Source organism: Gillisella terrae (genome assembly GCF_004801395.1).
GTDB lineage: Bacteria > Pseudomonadota > Alphaproteobacteria > Rhizobiales > Rhizobiaceae > Allorhizobium > Allorhizobium terrae.
Map to the genome: position 1 here is coordinate 58,079 of NZ_SSOA01000014.1, position 23,806 is coordinate 81,884.

At 54.5% G+C, this 23,806-nt stretch carries 18 protein-coding genes; 5 read left to right on the forward strand and 13 right to left on the reverse strand.

All coding sequences use genetic code 11. The annotated features are described in order from the left end of the window. Positions 1-167 precede the first annotated feature (167 nt). Entirely contained in the window at positions 168-1,325 is a 1,158-nt protein-coding gene (locus tag E6C51_RS18555) for an esterase (protein WP_190237097.1), read from the forward strand. Positions 1,326-1,525: 200 nt separating this feature from the next. Here the strand turns inward: E6C51_RS18555 and E6C51_RS18560 are convergent, their stop codons facing one another. From E6C51_RS18560 to E6C51_RS18600, 9 genes are all read right to left on the reverse strand, one after another. Next, positions 1,526-3,592: a HAMP domain-containing methyl-accepting chemotaxis protein gene (locus tag E6C51_RS18560; protein ID WP_190237098.1), complete on the reverse strand. Its 2,067-nt coding sequence runs from the start codon at positions 3,590-3,592 to the stop codon at positions 1,526-1,528. 324 nt (positions 3,593-3,916) lie between these two features. Continuing rightward, on the reverse strand, positions 3,917-4,939 hold the full coding sequence (gene hemH, locus E6C51_RS18565; RefSeq protein WP_407920832.1) for a ferrochelatase: 1,023 nt from the start codon (positions 4,937-4,939) through the stop codon (positions 3,917-3,919). Between the two features lie 275 nt (positions 4,940-5,214). Further along, a complete protein-coding gene (locus E6C51_RS18570) occupies positions 5,215-7,116 on the reverse strand; it encodes a 5'-nucleotidase C-terminal domain-containing protein (RefSeq protein WP_190237100.1) in 1,902 nt (633 codons plus the stop codon). A gap of 302 nt (positions 7,117-7,418) precedes the next feature. Then, entirely contained in the window at positions 7,419-7,793 is a 375-nt protein-coding gene (omp10, locus tag E6C51_RS18575; protein WP_146937281.1) for an outer membrane lipoprotein Omp10, read from the reverse strand. Between the two features lie 310 nt (positions 7,794-8,103). Beyond that, positions 8,104-9,546 carry a homospermidine synthase gene (locus tag E6C51_RS18580; RefSeq protein ID WP_190237101.1) on the reverse strand — a complete coding sequence of 481 codons (1,443 nt, stop codon included), beginning with the start codon at positions 9,544-9,546 and terminating at the stop codon, positions 8,104-8,106. A 131-nt stretch (positions 9,547-9,677) separates the two neighbouring features. After that, the gene (locus E6C51_RS18585; RefSeq protein WP_190237102.1) at positions 9,678-9,959 is read right to left on the reverse strand and encodes a YciI family protein; all 282 of its coding nucleotides are present in this window, start codon (positions 9,957-9,959) and stop codon (positions 9,678-9,680) included. Then, positions 9,956-10,600: an aminotransferase class IV family protein gene (locus E6C51_RS18590; RefSeq protein ID WP_190237103.1), complete on the reverse strand. Its 645-nt coding sequence runs from the start codon at positions 10,598-10,600 to the stop codon at positions 9,956-9,958. Before E6C51_RS18590 ends, E6C51_RS18585 begins: the two co-directional genes overlap by 4 nt. Next, on the reverse strand, positions 10,585-11,739 hold the full coding sequence (locus E6C51_RS18595) for an aminodeoxychorismate synthase component I (RefSeq protein ID WP_190237104.1): 1,155 nt from the start codon (positions 11,737-11,739) through the stop codon (positions 10,585-10,587). The genes E6C51_RS18590 and E6C51_RS18595 overlap by 16 nt, the downstream gene beginning before the upstream one ends. A gap of 11 nt (positions 11,740-11,750) precedes the next feature. Continuing rightward, the gene (locus tag E6C51_RS18600) at positions 11,751-13,610 is read right to left on the reverse strand and encodes a M3 family oligoendopeptidase (RefSeq protein ID WP_190237105.1); all 1,860 of its coding nucleotides are present in this window, start codon (positions 13,608-13,610) and stop codon (positions 11,751-11,753) included. Between the two features lie 547 nt (positions 13,611-14,157). Between E6C51_RS18600 and E6C51_RS18605 the strand changes: the two genes are divergently transcribed. Both E6C51_RS18605 and E6C51_RS18610 read left to right on the forward strand, forming a co-directional pair. After that, positions 14,158-15,705, forward strand: a complete 1,548-nt coding sequence (locus E6C51_RS18605; protein WP_146937293.1) for a sigma-54-dependent transcriptional regulator — start codon at positions 14,158-14,160, stop codon at positions 15,703-15,705. Positions 15,706-16,184: 479 nt separating this feature from the next. After that, on the forward strand, positions 16,185-18,008 hold the full coding sequence (locus E6C51_RS18610) for a DUF882 domain-containing protein (RefSeq protein ID WP_146937295.1): 1,824 nt from the start codon (positions 16,185-16,187) through the stop codon (positions 18,006-18,008). Between the two features lie 473 nt (positions 18,009-18,481). Here E6C51_RS18610 and E6C51_RS18615 read toward each other — a convergent pair whose 3' ends face one another. The 3 genes from E6C51_RS18615 to E6C51_RS18625 all read right to left on the reverse strand — a co-directional run bounded on the left by E6C51_RS18615 (position 18,482) and on the right by E6C51_RS18625 (position 19,945). Further along, positions 18,482-18,745: a DUF2312 domain-containing protein gene (locus tag E6C51_RS18615; protein WP_146937297.1), complete on the reverse strand. Its 264-nt coding sequence runs from the start codon at positions 18,743-18,745 to the stop codon at positions 18,482-18,484. Between the two features lie 83 nt (positions 18,746-18,828). Further along, positions 18,829-19,134 (reverse strand): DUF1244 domain-containing protein, encoded by a 306-nt coding sequence (locus E6C51_RS18620; protein WP_146937299.1) that lies wholly within the window; start codon positions 19,132-19,134, stop codon positions 18,829-18,831. A 16-nt stretch (positions 19,135-19,150) separates the two neighbouring features. Next, positions 19,151-19,945, reverse strand: a complete 795-nt coding sequence (locus E6C51_RS18625) for an N-formylglutamate amidohydrolase (protein WP_190237106.1) — start codon at positions 19,943-19,945, stop codon at positions 19,151-19,153. A gap of 433 nt (positions 19,946-20,378) precedes the next feature. Here E6C51_RS18625 and E6C51_RS18630 point away from each other — a divergent pair, with 433 nt between their 5' ends. Together E6C51_RS18630 and pyk are read left to right on the forward strand one after the other, a co-directional pair. Further along, positions 20,379-20,795: a DUF1036 domain-containing protein gene (locus E6C51_RS18630; RefSeq protein ID WP_230987452.1), complete on the forward strand. Its 417-nt coding sequence runs from the start codon at positions 20,379-20,381 to the stop codon at positions 20,793-20,795. Beyond that, entirely contained in the window at positions 20,795-22,234 is a 1,440-nt protein-coding gene (gene pyk / locus E6C51_RS18635; protein WP_146937303.1) for a pyruvate kinase, read from the forward strand. Before E6C51_RS18630 ends, pyk begins: the two co-directional genes overlap by 1 nt. 159 nt (positions 22,235-22,393) lie before the next feature. Here pyk and E6C51_RS18640 read toward each other — a convergent pair whose 3' ends face one another. Beyond that, entirely contained in the window at positions 22,394-23,404 is a 1,011-nt protein-coding gene (locus E6C51_RS18640) for an alpha/beta fold hydrolase (RefSeq protein WP_230987450.1), read from the reverse strand. Positions 23,405-23,806 lie beyond the last annotated feature (402 nt).

Below are 23,806 nucleotides of genomic sequence, written 5' to 3' on the forward strand. Positions count from 1 at the left end.
AAGGACGTGGTAACACTTTAAATCTGCTGCATAATTTTCTCCTTAAATCTATTCCGATTTAGGGAGAAAATTATGCGGTAGCTATCCTGCATTGAAATATTCACCGCATCTGTCACTTTGGCGTGGGTTGAGGAACCATCTATGCTGAATGTGGAGGATATTTCATCATGCGTTTGCTTTTTTCCCTGCTGGTTGCGGCGGGTTGTGCCGTGAGTATTCCAGCCTTTGCTCTTGATCGACCGGCAGCGCCTCCGGCAGATCGTCCGTTGAATGGGTTTATCACAAGCGTCGAAAAGGATGGGTCGATCACGTTTCGGCTTTTTGCTCCTTCGGCCAAAGCCGTATCGGTTGTTCTTGGCTCGCGTGACCCCATGGCGCTGCAACGCAATGAGGATGGGGTGTGGAGCGTCAAAACCGAACCTCTAAAGCCTAATCTTTATGAATATTATTTCAATGTCGATGGCTTTCGCAGCATTGATACTGGCACCAACGCGCCAAAGCCCCAGCGGCAGGTTAACACCAGTCTTATTCTGGTTCCTGGCAGCATTCTGGATACACGCAATGTGCCCCATGGTGATCTGAGACTGGTGACGTTGCACTCCAAGGTGCTGAAATCTGAGCGGCAAATGTATGTTTACACGCCGCCGGGCTATCTCGACACCTCAAAGCCCCTGCCGGTTTTGTATTTGTACCATGGCTTTGGTGATACGGTTGCATCCTGGGTCACACAGGGACGCGCGCCGCAAATTCTCGACAATCTTCTGGCTGAGAAAAAAATCAAACCGATGATTGTGGTGATCCCGGATACGGAAACCGATGTGCCAGAGGCGATTGCCGAAAATGTTGCGGGTTCAGAGCGCCGCAAGGAATTTTATCCGGTAAATGCCGAGGCCGCTGATCGGGAGTTGATCGAGGATCTCATTCCTTATATGAAGCGCCATTATCGTGTCCGCAGTGATGCCAACAGTCGGGCTGTGGCGGGACTTTCGCAAGGCGGTTATCAGGCTCTGGTTTCTGGCCTTTCCCATTTGGGCACATTCGGCTGGGTCGCCACTTTCAGCGGCGTATCGACAACAACGGTGCCAAACAAAGCGGTTGAGGCTGCCTTGAATGACCCGGCCAAAATCAACAAGGCATTGCGCAATTTTACCGTCACCGTTGGCTCAAAAGATCAGGTGACCGGCAAGGATATCGCAGGCTTGAAGGCTATTCTCGACGAGAAAAAAATCACCCACACGTATCATGAATATCCAGACTTGCAGCATGAAATGGATGTGTGGCGTCCATCTCTGATTGCTTTCCTGCAAACACTCTTCAAGAGTTAGAGTTTGTCAGGGAAAAGTGGACCCCGGCTTTTCCGAAAAGACAAACAAAACAAAGAAGTTTAGACTCTGTCAGGTTCAATCTGAACCTGACAGAGTCTAAAGCACGACACCGCCGTGCGTTTTTTAAATGCACGGCGGTGTCGGCTTTTTTACGTGCCGGTTTTATCCGAAAACCGGTCTACATTTTTCCCTCACAGACTCTAGAATTCTTCCCAGCTGTCATTGGAGGTTGCTGTCATCATCGCCGGTGCCTTTGCCGGGCTGGCGCTGGCAACTTTTTGAGCACTGCTATTGCCTGTGAAGGCTTTGGCAACGGTCTGCATTCTGGCATGGACAGGAGAGGGCACAGGCCGGGCTGTCGGTTTCGCAGCTTGTGGCGAAGCGGTTGGCATCCGGTGCTGTTGATTGACGTCCTTGACCTTGAAATGCTCCAGCAGACGCGCGAGGTTATCGGCCTCCTGCGAAAGCTTGTGGGTGGAGGCAGAGGTCTCTTCCACCATCGCCGCATTTTGTTGGGTCACCTGATCCATCTGGTTGATGGCGGTGTTGACCTCTTGCAGGCCGGTGGATTGCTCCTTGGCCGAGCTGGCAATCGAATGGATATGGTCGTTGATGGCCAAAATCTGTGCTTCAATGGCCGAGAGCGCCTTGCCGGTTTTTTGCACCAGTGCCACGCCGCCGCCCACTTCCTCGCCGGATTTGTTGATCAGCGCCTTGATATCCTTGGCTGCATTGGCAGACCGCTGCGCCAGCTCGCGCACTTCCTGTGCGACGACGGCAAAGCCCTTGCCAGCTTCGCCTGCGCGGGCCGCTTCCACACCGGCGTTGAGCGCCAGGAGATTGGTCTGGAAGGCGATTTCATCGATCACGTTGATGATCTTGGAAATCTCATTGGAGGCCTGTTCAATCCGGCCCATGGCTTCCACGGCATTGCCGACAACAATTGCCGACTGTGCCGCATCTTCCTTGGCGGTCGAGACGATGCGGGTTGCTTCCTGGGTTCGATCGGTCGAATTGCGCACCACGATCGTGATTTGCTCAAGGGCGGCAGACGTCTGCTCAAGCGCTGCGGCCTGCCGCTCGGTGCGCTGGGAGAGATCGTTGGTCGCCTTGCTCAACTGGTCGGAATTGCTATGGATGCCATCTGCCTTGAAGCGGATATTGGCAATCACTTCGCGCAGGCGCTCAAACGTGCTGTTGACGTTGGACTGCAACTCGGCAAAAACGCCGCGGAACTCGCCCTTCATGCTCTGTTCCAGATCGCCTGCCGCAAGGCTGGCAATGACCCGGCCTGTCTCGCTGACGCCCTGATCGACACTGGTGAGCAGCGTGTTGATATTGGCGGCAAACCGATCCAGATTGGCATCGTCATAATGTTTGTCGATGCGCTTGCTGAAATCGCCGCTGGCGGCGGCTTCAACGACGGCTGAAATGCTCGATTGCAGATCGTCGCTCTTGGCGCGCATGGCCGATTCCTGTGCGTTCAGACGCTGAACCTGCATGCCGTTTTCTTTGAAAATACGAACAGCCTTGGCCATGTCGCCAATTTCATCAGCGCGGTCACTATAGGCCACATCGGTATCAAACTCGCCATCGGCAACGCGCTTGATGGTGGCGGTGAGGCCTGTGATCGGTCGGCTCAACTGGTTGACACCAATGTAGATGCCGCAGCTTACGCCGATAATAATCGACAAGATGGTGGCGGAGGTAATCAACGTCATCATGGTCGTGCCAAACGCGCCCAAGGACGAGCGGATGGCATCGAGCTGGGCTTTGTCAGCATTGACAATCTTGTCGATTTCAGCCTGAAATTGCTTGCGATTATTGCGGTTGGCTTCGTTGTTGCCCTGCTCATTGGCCGCTTCAGGGCTAACCTCTTTTCCGAGGCGCACCGTCTCGCTGCGAAACTTGCGGAACTCAGATGCTTTTTCAACCATGCTGTTGAAGCCGGTTTTTTGGTCTTCGGGTATTAATTTGCCCCAGGTTGCCAGAGTCGTATCAATTTCGCTCAGACTTTGCATCACGCCGGTGCCGAACTTTGCGGCATCGTCTTTCGATTTGGAGGCGTAGATGCCGCGTGCATCCATGACCACGGCCGTCACGTAGCGGTTAAGGCGCTCACCTTGAAAGGCCCGTTCCGAGATATTCATTAATTCTGCAGTTTTATTGTTATAACGAAGGGTTACAAATACCCCCATGGCACCGATAATGAGTGCCGCAATTCCTAATATAGCGACTAAGGAATATATTTTGCCGCTGATTTTCACGAAACTACCCTCCAATTTAAACCCCGCCCTTAGGCGGAGGGATCAGAGTGTTTTACGATGGCAATTATTAAAAATTACTTTTTGAGTTTTGGGTAATTTAGGGTTTGATCCGCTCTGTTTTGTCGAAAAATCTATATATTACAATTCCTTGACGATATTTTTTTGAATGTTTTTATTGTCCGTTTTTTGTGCAAATAGCGGTCTCCGCGCTCGATTTACAGCGCCGTGCGCCATGTATGGCGCACGGCGCTGTAACAATTTCAATCTACTGCATAAGGGTTGGCCCAGCGTGGTGTCCATGCCGGGCCTTGATGATGTTTAGCCTTACACCCAGCCCATCAGTTCCCGTCTGACGACATCTTCAAGAACGCGCATGCCATCGGCGCTATCATTCAGGCAAGGAACGTGGGTGAATTTTTCACCACCATTGTGATGGAAAATTTCGCCTGCCTCGCCGGCAATTTCCTCAAGGGTTTCCAGACAATCGGAGACAAAACCGGGATTGATGATGGCGATACGCTTGACGCCGTCCTTGGCCAGTTTCTCTACCGTTTTGTCGGTATAGGGTTGCAGCCATTCTTCTGGGCCAAAGCGTGACTGGAAGGTCACCATCAGCTTGTCCTTGTTCCATCCGAGGCGTTCACGCAAAAGCCGTGCTGTTTTGTAGCATTGGCAATGGTAGGGATCGCCCGCCATGAAATAGGATTTTGGAATGCCATGAAACGATGTGAGCAGCAGTTCCGGCTCCCAATCGAGTGACGCATAATGGGCCTCGATCGAATTGGCCAGCGCGTCGATATAGACCGCGTTGTCGCTATATTGCGGCACGGTGCGAAGCGCCGGTTGCCAGCGCATTTTCAGCAACGCCCTGAAGGCTTCATCATTGACCGTTGCCGTGGTGGCGGCAGCATATTGCGGGTAAAGCGGAAACAGCAGGATTTTTTCGCAACCGGCTTTTTGCAGCTCATTCATTTTTGACTGAATCGACGGCTGGCCGTAGCGCATGGCCCAATCCACAATTACATTGGGCATGTCGGCAAAGGATGCCGCCATTTTCTCTGCCTGGTTGCGGGTGTAGGTACGCAGATAACTTTCATCCAGATCCTTGTTCCAGATGCTTTCATAGGCCTTGCCAACCTTGCCGGGGCGGGTGTTGAGCACAATGCCATAGAGGATCGGATACCAAAACAGCCGCGACCATTCAATCACGCGCTTGTCGGAGAGAAATTCGCGCAAATACCGACGCATGGATTTGTAATCCGTGCCATCCGGTGTGCCGAGATTGACAAGCAGAACGCCCACCTTTCCAAACTTGACAACGGGGTGATCGGCCGGAAGGTGGTTCATCTGTGCGCTCATATCTGGAATGCCTCAGTCAGGAAATATCATTCAATACGTATGTGCCGCGAGAAGAGATCACTGTCTACTCTATAATTTCTTGGCAGCGCGGCCTGCGCATTATGCCGCAGATATAAAGTGCTGCACCGAACCTTTGCGCGCCATAGGAGACGGACAGCACTGTGCACATTCATATCAATAAAAAAGCGGCTGGAGTTGCCCCCAGCCGCAGCTTTAAAACGGTAAGAACCCTTATTTGGCAGGCCCCTTATTTAGCAGGCCCCTTATTTCGCAGGCAATGTCAGCTGTTCGCCAATTTCAATGTGGTTGGGGTGGCGCAATTTGTTGGCGGCGGAAATTTTTGTCCAGGCTTCACCATCGCCATAGACGCGCTCGGCAATCTTCCAAAGGCTATCGCCTTTGACAACGGTATAGGCTGCGGTTTTCGTTTCTGGTGCCGCTGGTGCCGCTGGTGCCGCGGCAGTTGGCGCTGAGGCAGCCGGGGCAGGTGTCGCCGGTGCTGTCGCGGTTGCGGCGGCTGCCGTTTTCGGCTGGGCTGCCGGTGCTACATAATCTTTCGGAGTGACTTCCGTGATGCGATTGCTTGCCACAGGCGTATAGGGGCTATGTTTGCCCAGATAATCTGCGGTTACGGTTTCGAGGCTTGGGCCAAAGTCATAGGCATTCTGGCCCTTGGTTGCGAAAATCTTATAACCGTCGCCGCCGGAGCGCATATAGTTGTTGGTGACCACGCCATAGACTTTTTCGAGATCAAGCGCGGTGTAGCCGTCGCCATCTTTCACCTCAACCGAGGTGATGCGGCTGCCAACCGGCTTGGAGCGATCAAAAGAATATTTCATCCCGGCAACTTGCGCAAAGCGCCCGGCACCATCATCAATCTGGCTCACACCATTTTCCAGCGAGGCCAGCAGATCGCTGCCTTTGAGCTGGAAGGTGGCAACCGAATTCTGGAACGGCAGAACGGTGAGCACGTCGCCCATGGTGACCTTGCCTGCATTGATAGAGGCGCGCACACCGCCACCATTTTGCACGGCAATGGTAATGCCCTGATTTTTGGTATGGTCCAGCATGGCATCGGCAATCAGATCGCCCATCGAGCATTCGCGATTGCGGCAGGCGCTGCTGCCGCCGTCCAGCACGGCTGTGGTTTCGCCCACCACCTTCTGCTTGACTTCTTCCAGTGGCTTGGCCAGCTCCGCAACCTTGGCGGCATAGGCAGCATCGGGCACCACGGAGGAATCCAGCAGTTTCGGCGCGCCTTCTTCCGATTTTACCACACCCTTGTCGTCGAAGACCACCTTCAACTCGCCGAGATATTTGGAATAGGCATAAGCGGTGACAATTGGCACCTCAACGCCCGCCGGGTTCTTCACCAGCGTCGGGTAGGGGCCCGATGCCTTGGGGTCGGTGCTGGACAGATAGGTGTGGCTGTGGGCACCGACAATCACATCAATGCCATCAACAGCTGCGGCAATGCGCTGGTCTTCGGCATAGCCGACATGCGAGAGCAGAACGATTTTGTTGATGCCCTTGGCTTCAATTTCGGGCACAATTTTTTTCAGATATTCAATGGGATCAAGAAAGGAGATCTTGTCGCCCGGCGAGGATGTTTCGCCACTGTCAGCGGCAAGCACGCCAACAATGGCGACTTTTTCCGTGCCAAAATCCTTGACCACATAGGGCTGGTATTTTCCAGCAACAATGCTGTCGGAGGCGGTAATGGTGTTGCCGGAAATCATCGGGAATTTGAGCGCGTTGATGAATTTCAGCAGCTCTTCCGGGCCATCATCAAACTCGTGGTTGCCAATTTCCATGACATCAAAACCGATGCCATTCATGAAATCGGCCACCGGCGCACTTTTATAGGTGGTGTAAAACATCGAGCCCTGAAATTGGTCACCAGCGTCGAGCGTCAGCACATTTTTGCCAGCCAGCTTGGCGCGGGCTTCATCAATCGCCGCTTTCACACGGGCAATGCCACCAAAGCAGGCATTCTTGCCCTGCTCTTCAGGGGTGCAGGTCGAATCATACTTGTTGATGGCTTCAATGCGGGAATGAAAATCATTGATATGCAGGATGTTCAGCTCGAAATCGGCGAAGGCCGCATTTGATGACAGCACCAGCACAGAAGCGCTCAGCAGGCCAAATCTAAATCTCTTCAACATCCAGTCTCTCCGCAAATTTAAGGTTCCCGATTGCTACCCGGCTTTTGTGACGGTTTATTGTAGGGGTAGCGCATGTCCGCATGTTTTCATCACGCGAACGTGACTGCAAGAGAAAATATGCGGGAAGGGAAAATATGCAGGAGAGATTGGTTCAGGTTGGTAACAAACCTATGGTCCGACATTTGGTCACCATCGGGATGGTGCCAAGGGGCTGCATCTGTTGAATAAGCACTTGATATTATGTGTAAAATAAACACGTTGTCATGCTCGGCACAGCGCCGAGCATGACTTTGGGAACAAGATCAGCTTTTGCGGCGCAGGGAGAAATTGGCACCCGAATCTGTGGTGCAATTCAGCTGGTCTGGGGTAACAAGGGCGCAATTCACACGCGATTGCGTCTTGCGCAGCAGCGATGTCATGTTGATTTCAACCAGCGTTGGCGATTGGTTGACATAGGTGCCCGAGGCCAAAAGCGCGTTGCTATCAGAAGAGCGCGTCGAGAATGTCCCGGCCTGGAAGGTGGACACAATGCCGTTCGGGTCAACCCAGGAGCCATCCACGCCCATGGGCTGCGGCGCTGGCGAATAGGATACCTGTCGAGGTGCCGGGCCACCCATCATGCACGATGAAAGCGCAAGGCCGGTGATCAGGAGGGTTGTGATGGTTGTGATCTTCATAACAGTCTCCTTCAGGCGGGATATGGTCGTGCATGCGACCGCGACCGTCCATAAAATATTAACCAGACCATGCAGCTTCAAGGCGTGAAATGCAAGGCAGGAGGCACCTGCCTGCTGTTTTGCTCACAGGCATATTACGGAAACATATGCGAAAAAGCCCACCAATGACTCATTACAGCGCCGTGCGCCATATATGGCGCACAAAGGACGCTGTAACACTTTTAATCTGCTGCATAATTTTCACCTTAAATCGATTCCGATTTAAGGAATTATGCAGTAGTGGGCTTTTGTTCTATCGAGCCAGGTCGATTTAGCGCACCAGAATATTCTTGAACTGCCAAGGATCCTTGGTGTCCAGATCTTCCGGGAACAGGCCGGGGCGGCCATCCAGCGGGGTCCAGTCGGTGTAGTGGCCTTCAACCGGGCCAAGGTAAGGCATCTGCACTTCCAGGCAGCGTTTGTAATCCACCTCGTCGGCTTCCACGATACCGGCTTTGGGGTTTTCAATCGCCCAGACCATGCCGGCCAGAACCGCAGAGGTTACCTGCAAGCCGGTGGCGTTCTGGTACGGTGCAATTTCGCGGGTTTCTTCGAGCGAAAGGCGCGAACCATACCAGTAAGCGTTTTTCTCATGGCCGTAGAGCAGAACGCCCAACTCGTCGACGCCATCCACCAGCTCGTTCTCATCGAGAACGTGTAGAACAGGCTGTGGCTTGCCGCCATTGCCGAACATTTCGTGCAGCGACAGAACGGCATCATTGGCCGGATGGTAGGCATAGTGGCAGGTTGGGCGGAAAGTGACTTCGCCATCCTTCTCAACCGTGAAGTAATCGGCAATCGAGATGGACTCGTTGTGCGTTACCAGGAAGCCGTATTGCGGGCCGGGGGTTGGGCACCAGGTGCGCACGCGGGTGTTGGCACCGGGCTGTTCCAGATAGATGGCCGCCTTGCAGCCCTTCTTGTGCTTCTTGGCGTTCTTCGGCATCCAGTTTTCATGGGTGCCCCAGCCCAGTTCGGCTGGCTGCAAGCCTTCAGAAATAAAGCCTTCCACCGACCATGTGTTCCAGAACACATCCAGCGGCTTGGGGTTCTTGGTGCGTTGGGTGTCGCGCTCGGCAATGTGAATGCCCTTGACGCCCACCTTTTTCATCAGCTTGGCCCAGCCTTCGCGGTCGTTCACCGTTGGCTCTTCAAACTTCAGGCCGATCTCATTGGCAAGGTTGACCAGTGCCTGCTTGACGAACCACGATACCATGCCCGGATTGGCACCGCAGGTCGACACAGCCGTGGTGCCGCCGGGGTTCTTGGCTTTTTCCTGACGCACGGTTTCGCGCAGCGCATAATTGGTGCGCTCGGAATTCTTCATGTTTTTATCGAAGTAGAAGCCGAGCCAAGGCTCAACAACGGTATCGATATAGAGAACATCCAGCTTGCGGCAGAGCTTCATCAGGTCTAGCGAGCCGGTATCGACAGACAGATTGACGCAAAAACCCTGACCTTCACCTTCGGTGAGGAGCGGCTTCAGCAGATCCTTGTAGTTTTCCTTGGTCACATGCGCCTGAATGTGCTTCACGCCATGCTTTGCCAACAGCTCTGCATCGTCATTGCGCGGGTCAATCACCACCATCCGGCTCTTGTCGAATTTGAAATGGCGCTCGATCAGCGGCAGGGTGCCACGGCCGATAGAGCCGAAGCCGATCATGACGATCGGGCCGGTGATTTCGCCATAAACCGGATAGGTCTTGGTGGTCATTCATTCTCTCCTTGGAGGCTGGCTGCGATCAGTGCAGCCCATGTCTTATTCGGTCTAGATCACAAATCCGCGACAGAATAAAGACGCAACGCACGGACCCGCCGACGATACCCGGCTATTTGATGGTGGACTTATGCGAGGGCCGCAACACCCTCGGTCACGGTGGTCATCGCCACTTCTGTAATGTCATAATCAGCAATGCCATGGATGACAAAAGGATCAAGCGCCACAAAGGCTTCAATCTCGGCCCGGTCGCCCTTGGCGATGATCACGCCGCCGGTGCGCGGCACTTTGCGGCCAGAGGCTAAAAACCAGCCGCGCTCATAGCCTTGTTTAACCCAATCCATGTGCGGCTGCATATGGACATCGGCCTGCGCAATGTCGGCTTTATAGGTCAGGGAAAGAATGATCACGCCACGGCCTTTTGTTTTTCTGCCACCAGTTCGGCCCGGATCAGCCCGCGCAGCGAATTGCCGACAAACAGCGGGCGGTTGAGCAGATTGTCAGGCTTCAGCACATCAGCGCGGGCCTTGCGCTCGCGGATCAGGTCAGCGCGGAGGATGCCGGGCAGCAGGCCACTGGTCAGGGGTGGGGTGATGAAGATGCCATCCGGTCCCTGCACGAAAATATTGGTGAAGGTGCCTTCGCACAGTTCGCCGCGCTCGTTCAGCAGCAGCACTTCATCGGCCTCATCTTTGGAAAATTCGGCGCGGGCCGCATCATACAGCTCACGCTTTGAGCTTTTGTGGCGATAAAGCGGATCATCGGATTTCATCCGGTTTTTCTCGGCAATGCGAATGCGCCAGATGGTGTTTTCCTGCACAGGCTCAAAGGGTGAAGCTGTCACTTCGATCTTGCCACGAAAATTCATGGTCAGGCGAACCCGCAATGGTTTTGATCCGCTAACCACTTCTTTCAAGGCAGCTTCCGGCTTGACGGGCAGGCGAAATCCCAGAGCATCGGCCGAGCGGCTCAACCGGCGCATATGTTGCTCCAGCCGCAAAAATCCGGCGTCTGGCTCCCAGCGGAGCGTTTCAATCAGCGAGAAATCCATTGATCACCTACCGCAAACCGTGCCTTGAGCAGACATTCATCATATTCCGCCTTGGCATTCGAATCAAAAACAATACCACCGCCGACATTGAAAACCGCCCGTGACTGTTTGAAAAGTGTTAACGTGCGGATAGCGACAGAAAAACACATGTTTCCTTTTGGGTCACAATAGCCAATCGTGCCGCAATAGATATCCCTTGGTCCTGTTTCCAACTGATGCAGGATTTGCATGGCGCTGAGTTTGGGCGCGCCGGTGATGGAGCCACACGGAAACAGCGCTTCCATAATGTGTTCAAGACCAATGCCTGCCAAAAGCTTGCCGCGCACATGGCTGACCATCTGGTGAACGGTGGGGTAGGTCTCGATGTCAAACAATTTGGGCACGCTGAGGCTGCCTAGCTCAACGATGCGGGAAATGTCATTGCGCAGCAGATCAACAATCATGCGGTTTTCGGCCTGGGTTTTTTCATCCGCCAGCATCGCCGCCTTGATGGCCTCGTCCTCAGCCACGCTTTGGCCACGCGCTGCCGTGCCCTTCATCGGATGGGTTTCGATGAAACCTTGATCATCAACCTTGAAAAACAGTTCCGGCGAGCGAGACACGATAGCGGGTCCACCGAGATCAACAAGCGCCCCATAATTCACTGGTTGCCGCTCGATCAGCGACCAGAACACTTCAACGGGTGTGCCGTGATACTCTGCCTCAATCGGCATGGTCAGGTTTGCCTGATAGCAATCGCCTTCACGCAAATGTTGGTGCAGCCGCTCAAAGCGCAGGCTATAGGCTTCCAAATCCCATCCCGCGCGCGGGTTGGTGATCATTGGCTCATTGCGGGTGATCGGCAAGGCTTGCGCCAACCCATGGTCAGAGCCTGCGGGGGCGGAAAACACGCCGAATTGCAGCAGCGGCGTTTGCCGATTGGCGGGGATATGCGGCCTGAGCTTATCCTCAAACACAAAGCCCGCTTCATAGGCCATTGCACCCGCCAGCCAGAACCCGTTTGAGCGGGCCTGATCCAGCCGTTGCAAGGCGGGGATTACCTCATCGGCACTGTGGGCCGCAATGATCTCCACCGGATCGGTGAAGACCAAGGCGTCCCTGGTCTTGTCGTTTCGAAACAAGATATAAGGTGTTGTCATGTGGGTTGGCCTCAGCCAGCTTTATCAAGCGCCTCCAGCTCATCAATCAGGCCTTCAATCATCGAAAGCCCCTTGGACCAGAAGGCGGGATCGGTGGCATCCAGCCCGAAGGGAGCCAGCAGTTCCGAGTGGTGCTTGGTGCCGCCTGCCTTGAGCAGATCGAAATATTTCTGCTGAAAGCCGGAATCGGCATTCTGATAGACAGCATAGAGCGAATTGACGAGGCAATCGCCAAAGGCATAGGCATAAACATAGAAAGGCGAGTGGATGAAGTGGGGAATATAGGCCCACCATGTCTCATAGCCCTCGGAGATTTTGATGGCCGGGCCAAGGCTCTCGCCCTGTACCGAAAGCCACAGCTCGCCGATTTTCTCCGCCGTCAGCTCGCCGTCCTTGCGGGCGGTGTGCAGCTTGCGTTCAAAATCATAGAACGCAATCTGGCGAACCACGGTGTTGATCATGTCCTCCACCTTTTGCGCCAGCATCGCCTTGCGCTCGCGCGCGTCACTGGTCTTGTCCAGCAGCGCCCGGAAGGTCAGCATCTCGCCAAAAACGGATGCCGTTTCGGCCAAGGTCAGCGGCGTCTGACACATCAACGCGCCTTGATCCCCAGCCAGAACCTGATGCACACCATGGCCCAGTTCATGGGCCAGCGTCATCACATCGCGCGGACGGCCAAGGTAATTGACCAGAACATAAGGATGAGCCGATGGCACAGTGGGGTGAGCAAAGGCACCCGGAGCCTTGCCGGGGCGGGCAGGGGCATCAATCCAGCCGCCATCAAAGAAGCGGCCCGCGATTTCGGCCATGTCCGGTGCAAAATTGCCGTAAGCAGAGAGAACCGTGTCCTTTGCCTCATTCCAAGTTATCAGCCGATCAGAGCTTTCCGGCAACGGCGCATTGCGATCCCAGAAATTCATGGTCTCCATGCCCAGCCACTTTGCCTTCATGGCATAGTAACGATGCGACAGACGCGGATAGGCCTCCTTGACGGCAGCAGCCAGCGCATCGACCACCGGACGCTCCACGCGGTTGGACAGGTGGCGGCTGTCGGCAATATCATCAAAGCCGCGCCAGCGATCAGAAATTTCCTTGTCTTTCGCCAGCGTGTTGGTGACCAACACGAAAATGCGGATATTGTCCTTGAAGGTTTTGGAGAGCGCTTCCGCTGCCTTCTGGCGGGTGGCAGGGTTTGGGTCTTGCAACATGTTCAAGGTCGGCTCCAGCGTCTGACTGGTACCATCAACGTCAAACTTCAGGCTGGCCAAAGTTTCATCAAACAGACGATTGAAAGCGCTGGCACCGGTCTGGGATTTTTCCAAAAACAGCTGTTCAATCTTGTCATCCAGCTGGTGCGGCTTATCCTTGCGCAAGTCCACCAGCCATGGCTTGTAATGGGCGGTGGCCGCATCACGGGCAATGGCGGCATCTATCACCGCGTCGTCCAGACGGTTCAGCTCCAGCGTGAAAAACAGCAAGTGGGCTGCGAGATCGGTGATTTTGGCCTGCACATCGCCAAAAAATTTGCCACTGGCCGGATTGGTCATGTCTTTATAATAATAGAGGCCAGCGTAGGAGCCGATTTTGCCCAGCAAATCCTCAAGCTGTTCAAAATCCTTCAGCGCGCCGCCAAGGCCCTGATCACCATCATTGTGTGCAGCCTTTTCCAGCCGGCCTTTCCATTTTGTCTCAAAGGCAAGACTCATCGCTTCCGCTTTGGCCAGATCGGCCTTGAAAGCCTCGGAGTCTGTGCCGGGATAAAGATCGTCCAGCCGCCATACAGGAAGTGCGCCAAGCTCTGTCTGAGAGGAATCGGAGGCGGAGGTTTCCGATACAGAATGGCAAGACTTGTTAACGGCAGTGAAACGCATGATGAAGTCCTTTTTCCCGGAGCGGTCTTTCTTCACAAGAGATGAAAGCCGCGTCCATTCTTAACAATGCTTGGTTTTGTCATAGCATGGGTGAGGCTTTGAGCAACACCGGCAGCCGCCCCAATCATCATGCCACGTCTCTGGAAATGATTGAAAATGCTTAACCAAGCGCACGCGCCACCCCGTCACTATATAGGATGCTGTGCCGATGTTTGACATATCGGCGCGAATGATTTCGCTTCGCTGTGCCAGAAATGGTCTTTTCTGTGGCTTTTACAATTTTTTTTGGCCAAACTGTATCGAAGCGGGTAATTTGATGGCCTATAGATAAAATCCTAACAAAAGTTCCAACCTGTTTTTCAAGACTCTGTGACATTTTCGGATACAGAGGGCTGATATGCACCTGCCGCGTGTCGCATTCGCAGTAGATGGTTCTGCCCATAGTGAAGATGGCGATAATGTCCGTCGTCTAATTATTTCCGGATCACACATGTGGTCGATGTTTTAAACCGGCGCCAGACGCCACAATGAACCCGGGGAGCTTAAATTGACCGCTCATATTCTCGTTGTCGATGACGATCCAGTTCAACGTCGTCTTTTGAAGGCTGCTGTGGAAAGTCAGGGGCATGTGGCCCACTTGGCTGAAGATGGCGAAGCAGGTCTGGAATATTTCCGCCTTCATCGCTCGGAAATTTCTGTTGTTCTTCTCGATTTGATGATGCCGGGTCTGTCTGGCCTTGATTTTCTGATTGCCGTCGGCGGCCAGGAGGTCGATGTGCCGGTGATTGTACAGACCGGGCAGGGCGGTATTGATACGGTGGTGCAAGCCATGCGGGCGGGAGCCTTTGACTTTGTGGTCAAGCCCGTCACGCCAGAGCGCATCGCCGCCGCCGTTGCCAATGCGCTCAAAGTTGACCAGCGTGATTCCAAAACCCGCCCAGCCCGCCGCTCGCGCTCCGGTGCGGTAAGCTTTAGCGATATTATTTCGGCAAGCCCTGCCATGACGCGGGTTGTGGATCTGTCGCGCCGTGCCGCGCAGTCCACCATTCCGGTGGTGCTGGAAGGTGAATCCGGCGTTGGCAAGGAAATGGTGGCGCGCGCCATTCAGGCGGCATCCGATCGCAGCAGCCGTCCTTTTGTGACCGTCAATTGCGGTGCCATTCCGGCCAATATGGTCGAGAGTGTGCTGTTTGGCCACGAAAAGGGTGCTTTTCCGGGTGCCACAGAGCGCCATATTGGTAAATTCGTCGAGGCCGATGGCGGCACGCTGTTTTTGGATGAGATCGGCGAGTTGCCGCTGGATACGCAGGTCAAGCTGCTGCGGGCCGTGCAGGATGGCGAAATTGAAGTCATGGGCGCTGCCCGTCCGCAAAAGGTCAATGTGCGGCTGATTTCAGCGACAAACAAGGATCTGATTGCCGAAGTGAAGGCCCAGCGCTTCCGCGAAGACCTGTATTATCGCCTCAACGTTTTCCCCATCACCATTCCGGCGCTTCGCCGCCGCAAGGAAGATGTGCCTTTCCTGGCGCGCGCCTTTGTTGAGCGCTTCTCAGCAGAGCAGCGTCTGCCGCGCCCGCTCACGCTCACTGCCGGAGCTTTGGCGCTTTTGACCGCCTTTGACTGGCCGGGCAATATTCGCCAGCTGGAAAACGCCATTTACCGGGCCATCATTCTGGCCGAAGGCGTCGAGCTGACTGAAAATGACTTCCCGCAGATTTTGGCGCAAATTCCCGGTGGTTTGTCGCAGGATCGGTTCTGGTCGGGTGTTTCTGGTCTGTCCGACAGCCTGGCAGAGGCCAGTGCGGCACAACGCCACACCGATCGGCCGGAACTGGCGTTTATTGATCGCCTTCCGGCACCTCGGGCGGATGATCGGGGCGCGGTTGGCGACAATGTTATCATCAGTGTTGATGATAGTGGGGACGTTCGCCGTCTGGCCGAAATTGAAGAAGAGTTGATCCGGTTTGCCTTGAAATTCTACCGTGGACAAATGAGCCAGGTGGCGCGCAAACTTGGCATTGGCCGCTCGACGCTCTATCGTAAACTGAAGGATTACGGCATCGATCCTGATGATCCACAGAAAAATGCAGCCTGATTTTTAAGGCGAAGGGCGTGTTTCCAAGATGAAGCGCGCCCTTTTCTTTTGAGGGATGCGTTGCGCATTCTGATATGCTATAGCACCGCCCGTGACATAAGATGCGTCGTGACATAAGGTGCGTAGAGGCGCTTTTATAAGATAAGCACTTTTGCGAAAATTTTGCTTTAATGACCAATCCTGTTCGGTGCCGATATAAGCAGATTCGCTAATCTGTTAACCTCCGGGTAAGGATGATTGATTACTGCTTGTCAATGGCTTGTTATGGATTGGTTCACCATATATGAATCAATTTCGTTGGTGTGGTTTTTTTGCCATGTAACCACCGCATTTCACAGTCATGTGATAGCGTATTCAATGTAGGTTTCTGACGGGGACGGATTTTGCAGATATCTGGTGTATTTGTATCGCCCAACGGGCAAGGCGGGCGGCTTGGTCGCTTGGCTATGCTATGGGCCAGTATGTCCAGAACTGCGCTGATGGCATGTGTTCTTGTCGTTATGGCCATGTCGGGCCTTTTCGCCAGCGCCCAGACAGCGGCTGCCGAAACCCGCTCCCTGAAGATCTATTTTGTCCACACAGGCGAAAAGCAGGACATCATCTTCAAGCGCAATGGCCGCTATGATCCCAAGGGCTTGCAGGCGCTGAACTATATTCTGCGCGATTGGCGTCGCAATGAAGCCACCAAAATGGATCCCCGCCTGTTCGACCTCGTGTGGTCGGTTTACAAACAATCACGTTCCAGCGGTTATATCTACGTCGTATCCGGTTATCGTTCGCCCGCCACCAATGCCATGCTGCGCTCGCGCTCGCGCGGTGTTGCCAAGGAAAGCCAGCATATGCATGGCACGGCGATGGACTTTTTCATTCCCGGAACACCCTTGAAAACGCTGCGCGATATTGGCCTGAAAATGCAGGCAGGTGGCGTTGGCTATTATCCCAATTCCGGCTCACCGTTCGTGCATATGGATGTCGCTGGAGTTCGCTCCTGGCCGCGCTTGCCGCGTGACGAGCTGGTTCGACTGTTCCCGGATGGGAAAACCCTTCACATTCCTGCCGATGGAAGACCCTTGCCGGGTTATCAGGTGGCAATGGAAGAATATAAGCGACGATTGGGGTCTCAACAGATCCTGATGGCGGACAGCAGTTCGTCTTCGCATCGAAAATCGAAGAATCTCTTTGCCATGCTGTTTGGCGGTGGTGATGAGGATGAGGGCGACGAGGATGTCGCGCCAGCCAGGGCAACGGCCCCACCACCTGTTGCGCGTCAGCAGCAGGAGTTGACCAACCCGTCGCCGGTGGTTGTGGCATCTGCTGCACCTGCGCCATCCATGCCTGATATTTCAGCGCCGGTTCCTCTGAGCAGGCCGACCTCGACGCAGGGTAATGACAGTCTCGCCGTTGCGCTTTATTCCCCAGGTGGGCGGAACGCGGCTGAAGATGCACTGCAAAAGGTTGCCAGCAATCAGCCGACATCCATTCCGTTTGGCAAGGCAAATGCTGGCGACGGATATCAGGATCTCTCGGAGTATAAGATTCCCGTACCTACCATGCTGGATGCGCGCGGCATGAAGGGTGATGGAGAAAATGTGATGACGGCGTCGCTGGCTCCAGGGTCGCTGCCACCTGTCGAGGATGGCGTTATGCGCATCCCTGTACCGGCTGGCCGACCAGCTCTGGCTGATGCCATTGCGGCCACAATGCCGCAACAGGATGTGGCATCTGCCAATGCGCAGCGTGAGCCTGCAACCGTAGAAGAAGCCATGCTGTCGCCCGCTGCGGCCAAGGCTCTGGAAATGAGTGAGGCGGCCTCCGAGAAGGTAGCGACCGTCACGCCGCTTGATCGCCCGGCTGAAGACGCGGCTGCACAGGTTGCGGCTGTGCCGGAACCACGGCCATATATTGTCGCGCCCGCCGCATCGACGCCAAAGCAGGAGCTTGCCTCGCTTGAACCTGTGTCACCGTCGGCAAAGCGCCGGAGTGGCGAGTTTGGTGATGTGTTTGATCAGCCAAAAGCGGCGGCTCAGGCCATTGAAGCCAGCGTGCCGGTGAAGGGTGCGCGTCCGGGGCCAAGCGAAGCGGAAGTGGCCACACGCGGCATGTCGGGTGGCAAGGTTCTGACCCGCGCCATGCTATCGCAATGGGCCATGGCCAAGAACCATATCGAAGCGCCGTCTACGGTCAGCCGAGGTGGACGTGTGGTGATTGATCCGCCAGCAACAGCCCCTAAGGAAGCTCTGCCGGTTGGTTTCTCGGAGAAGGCTCCGCGTATCGATCCTGCCCGCTTCGGTGCTATTCGCTAACGCTTTCATTGTGTGACAGGATTTTCAGAGGTCGTCGGGTTCCCATTGAACCCGACGATTTTTTGTTTGCCTAAAGCCCGTCGCATTGACTGGCTTTCAAGGCGCTGTAAATCGATTCCGATTTAAGGACTTATACCAACAGTCATCGAAAATGACTTTCGGTATTCCTTTTGCAAATATCTCAAGCGTCTGATGCATTTTAGATATTTGCAATATCGTCAAGGCGAGGATGCTCTCGCATCTTCGAGCCTCGGTATTATGCGGTAGAGAAGCCATTCCGTGAAAGATGGGCGTAAAAAAACCCGCGTTGAGCGCGGGTTTTTGAGAGCCTACTGGACAATTCCTTAAATCGGAATCGATTTAAGGAGAGAATTATGCAGCAGATTAAAAGTGTTACCGCGTCCTTTGCGCGCCATATATGGCGACAGGCGCTGTAATGGCGATGTTTTGCAAAAAAAACCTCTTTGAAAACCTCAGCCTTCTGGGGGGCTATCAATCATGCCAAGCGCGTGGAGATAGGTGTCGAGGATCAGGTCTTCTTCCATGCGTTCCTGATCGTCCTTCTTGCGTAGCGCAATGACTTTCTTCAGGATCTTGGTGTCAAAGCCTGTGCCCTTTGCCTCGCCGTAGACATCCTTGATGTCGTCGGCGATTGTTTTCTTTTCTTCTTCGAGCCGTTCAATACGCTCAACAAAAGCGCGAAGTTGGTCACGGGCGACGCCATGCGCATCAGACATCGGGATCTCCTAGCTGGGAATTTCATGTGGTGGTGACGTGCCGCGAACGCGGCGTCACGTCAAGCTTTTTTGGGGCGAAAGCGCTATTCTTCTTTTTGGAAGCGCTCAAAGTCATCGTATTCGCGCTGGCTTGTTTCCTTCTGATAGCGTTTTTTCCACATCTCATAAGGCATGCCGTAGATGTAGCGGCGGGCTTCTTCGCGCGTCATCTCCAACTCCCGTTGATCTGCGGCATCCTGATACCAATTGGACAGGCAGTTACGACAAAAGCCTGCGAGGTTCATCAAATCGATGTTTTGCACATCGCTGCGCTGCCGCAAATGGGCAACAAGCTGGCGGAATGCTGCGGCCTCAATTTCTATCTGCTGTTGAGTGGTCAACTCGGTCATGGCAAACGATCTCCTTTTAGCTGGCGTAAGCGCCCGTGCGTGATGGAAATTGCTGGTAGCGGTGCAAATCAGGATCGGCGTTCATTGTGGCAAATATCGGTTCAAGTCGGTCAGCCCACGCTGTCACTCCTGCGCTATCACCAATCAAATCCTGCCGCACCTCCAGCAGGGCATGCGGAATGCCGGCACGCATGCAATGATGATACATTGTATCATTCCTCAGTGCGCCATCGTAGGGCTCATTATCGCCCACCAGAATATCGCCCGGTGCTCGCAGCAAATCAATCAAGGGCGTTACGGCGCGATGGTCCGTATCCCACAGCACGGCCGCATGCCAGGGGCGCGGCACGCCTTTCCAGGCGTGGGTATAGGAATGAAGCGACAGCACAAGCGGGGCCATGCCACTGGCCTTGGCAACGTTGCCGATCATCTTGTCAACGGCCCGATGATAGGGGCGATGATATGTCTCAATTCGATACGTCCATTCCTCTTTGCTGATCGGGTGGTTGCCGGGAATGATTGCCCCGTCCGAGATTTTCATGATCAGCGTGGGGTCATCCTCGCCGCGATTGGGGTCAATCAGCAGCCGCGAAAAACAAGACATAACGGCGGGAACGCCAAGGCGCGCCGCAAGCTGGCGGGTCAAGGCCTCCACGCCAATATCATAGGCGATGTGGCGCTCAAACGCGCTTTGCGGCAGGCCCAAAGAGCCGTAAGCCGCTGGCAGGCGGTTCATTGCGTGATCAGCCAGAAGCACCAGCCCCTTTTTTTCATCGCCGGGAATGTCTTCGAAGATTTTAAAATCGCTCATGATATCCACGTTTGTGTGATTCTGGAGTGCTCCAGCGCCGTGCGTTTTATCAACCGCACAAAGGACGCTGTAACATATTAAATCTGCTCCATAATTTTCTCCTTAACCCGATTTGATTTAAGGAATTATGCCGCAGGTAAGTTTACTTCGCACAGCTTGCGGGTTAAACTGCTATTTCTCTGAAATTCATAGCGTTTTTGCGTCTATTTTCAAAATCAGTTCAATCATGTGGAAAACGACAATCGAAGCCACCATTCAGCCAAACTGTGGGTGAATGTTTGTGACAAAAATATAATCGATTAGAGTTGCGTTGACTTTCTTGGTCCATCGTCGCAAGAAAGCACCACAGAAAAATGGAGTTCCGTCGGAAGCCGTGCCTCATTCCAACACACACTCTTCCGTTACAGGCCCCGGGCGTTTTGCACGCCTCTGCCTGTTCCTGAGCATTCTTGCCGCCCCTTTCGCAATTGCGGCCCCGGCCCACGCGGATTTCCGCGTGTGCAATGGCAGTCAGAACCTCGTTGGGGTGGCCATTGGCTATCGCAGCACGGATGGCTGGGTCAGTGAAGGCTGGTGGCAGGTGCCTGCTTCCACATGCGCAACCCTGATCGAGGGTGAGCTTAAATCCCGCTATTACTACCTCTATGCAGAAGATGCCGCGCGCGGTGGACGCTGGGCGGGCAATGTCAACATGTGCGTTGCTGAAAACGAGTTCAAGATTGTTGGTGTGCAGGACTGCTTCAAGCGCGGTTATCAGCAAATGGGTTTCAAAGAATATGACACGGGCCGACAGGGGAGCTGGATGGTCCAATTGTCAGATACGCCAGGCACGCAGGAAGGCCAGAAGTGATGAGACGTAACCGTAAAGTAAAGATCCTTGCAACACTCGGACCCGCTTCGCAAGACGAGGCAATGATCCGCAAGTTGCACGAGGCTGGGGCGGATCTTTTTCGTATCAACATGAGCCATGCCAGCCATGAACTGATGCGAGAGCTTGTCAAGCGCATTCGCAATGTCGAGGCAGCCTGCGGTCGCCCGATTGGTATTCTGGCTGACCTTCAGGGGCCAAAGCTGCGCGTCGGTAAATTTGCCAACACGACAGTGGAACTGGCCGCGGGCCAGACCTTTACCCTCGACAACAATGAAGCGCTGGGCGACAATACCCGCGTCTACCTTCCTCATCCGGAAATTCTTGAGGCCGTCAAGCCGGGCGATCGTTTGCTGATTGATGACGGCAAGCTGCATTTGCGCGCTGAAAAATGCGACGGCAAAAGCATTGTCTGCACGGTTATTGCCGGTACCAAAATTTCGGACCGCAAGGGCGTCAGCCTGCCAGACACCATTCTGGCCTCCGGCGTCTTGACCGACAAGGACCGCGCCGATCTGGATGCCGTTCTTGCCACCAATGAAGTCGACTGGGTGGCGCTATCCTTCATTCAGCGCCCACAGGATCTGACCGAAGTGCGCAAGATTGCGGGTCATCGCGTCGGCCTGATGTCCAAGATCGAAAAGCCCCAGGCCATCGACTGCATTGATGAAATCATCGAGTTGTCGGATGCCTTGATGGTTGCCCGTGGTGACCTGGGTGTTGAAATGCCGCTGGAAGCCGTGCCCGGCATTCAGAAGCAGCTCATTCGTGCCTGCCGCCGCGCTGGTAAGCCGGTGGTTGTGGCAACCCAGATGCTGGAATCGATGATTACATCGCCAGTGCCAACCCGCGCCGAAGTGTCTGACGTGGCCACCGCCGTATTTGAAGGCGCAGACGCAATCATGTTGTCGGCAGAATCGGCCTCGGGTCAGTATCCGGTGGAAGCCGTATCGACCATGGCGTCGATTGCTCGCACCATTGAGCGCGAGCCGCATTATCCGGGCATTATTTATGCGCAGCGTCCGCAGCCGGAAGCCACAGGCGCAGATGCGATTTCGCTGGCGGCCCGCCAGATTGCCGAAACGCTGAAGCTGAAGGCGATTGTCTGCTATACGGCTTCGGGCACCACCGGTATGCGCGCCTCGCGTGAGCGTCCGGAAGTGCCAATTCTGGCCTTGTCTCCTGTTGTTCAGACCGCGCGTCGTCTGTCTGTGGTATGGGGCTTGCATTGCGTGGTGGCTGAAGAGCCAACCGATCTCGACGATATGGTCAACCGCGCTTGCAAAATCGTTGTCTCTGAAGAGTTCGGTGAGCCTGGCGATCGGGTGATTATCTCTGCCGGTGTGCCGCTTGGTACGCCCGGTGCCACCAACATGTTGCGCATTGCCTATATTTCGGCAGATGGCCAGTCTGGCGTCTAATACAGCGAAAATTTGAATGCTTAAGCCCGTCCGGTTTCTCACCGGGCGGGTTTTTTTACTGCATAATTCCTTAAATCGGAACGATTTAAGGTGAAAATTATGCAGCAGATTTAAAGTGTTACAGCGTCCTTTGTGCGCCATATATGGCGCACGGTGCTGTTAGTTGTCGGGGACCGCAATGGGGGCGTGAAATGCGCGCGCCAAAGCCTGAAGATCGCGCGGCTTGCCGGCGATTTTCTCAAGCGCGGCAATGGCAATCTCTGTTGCAACATAGTCTGGCTTATGGCCAACATTTCGCAGCCAAACCAGTTCTGCACCTTGAATATCGCGGGCAAGACCTGTGGAATGGATATTGGCCAAGACAATATCATCGCTGTCGCCAGTCATGACCACGGTGGGTGCTGTTATTTCACTGTAGCGCGCTGCCATGTGGCTGACATAGGCGTGCAGATTGCTCACATCGATGGCGTTGTAGCGGAAGGCAGAGGGCCGCAGCACAAGGGCAGGGGCAGCACGTGTCATGTAATCCACGGGCGCAGGATTGGGCGCAAAAACTGAATTGATGGCTGCTTTCATCCGGAACTGTCCGGCGATGGGGGCAAGGGTATGGGCGAAAATCGGTCCAATGATCGGTGTGGCCGTAAGTGTATAATGCCAATCGACGCCGCTGGGCCACGGATGGGTGGCGGGTGCCAGTAGCAGCAGGCCGCTGGTTTTTTCGGGATGCAGCACGGCAAAGCTTGCGGCAACGGCCCCGCCGAAGGAGTGGCCGACAATGATGGCGCTTTTCATGCCAAGGGCGTCCATAGCGCGCGCAATCGTATTGGCCTGACCATCTGGCGTGTCATTTTCCGGCCCGCCTCTGTCCGAATAGCCATGGCCGGGGCGATCCACAAACAACAACTCTGCCCGGCCCCGCAAGCGTGGCAGGAAGGGTGTTGATTGATCCAGCAGATTGCCGCTGGCACCGTGAATGAACACAATAGGTGGCAGGTCTGCCGCGTCACCGGGTGGGACATGCAAGACGTGAAGCGATAGATCGCCCAGCGCTATGTGTTGCCCAATCGGCGGATGGGCTTTTGCAAAGCCTGCGGTGGCGATTTTGCTGAAGACAAAACAGGCCAGAAGCAGCGACAGGATGACAGATAGCGTCAACACAAACCAATACACTCTCAACACTCCTCGCCGTCAATTGCGGTTTCAGGAATTATCCGGGCGCAGCGTGCCAACACTTGCTCCAGCATAGCGTTATACGTTTTTGATGCTGTCGCGGATTGGTGTTTTCGGGAATTAAAGCTCTGGTCCGAAAAGTAGGTGCCGGTTTTCGGAAAATCCAACGCAAAACAACAATCGACAGCATTGCGCCGATTCCGATCAGAGTGCACGACGCAAAGGTTTTGCCTGTGGCTTACCCCCCTCTGTCCTGCCGGACATCTCCCCCTCATGGGCAGGCCTATCGCATATGGTGAATGAGCTCGAGTAGGTATTTCTCGTTCCATGCGGCCTTTTTGAGTTTTCGTCGCATGGGAACCCTTTCTGGATGCATGGTGGCAATGTTGAGTGCGAGCCGTC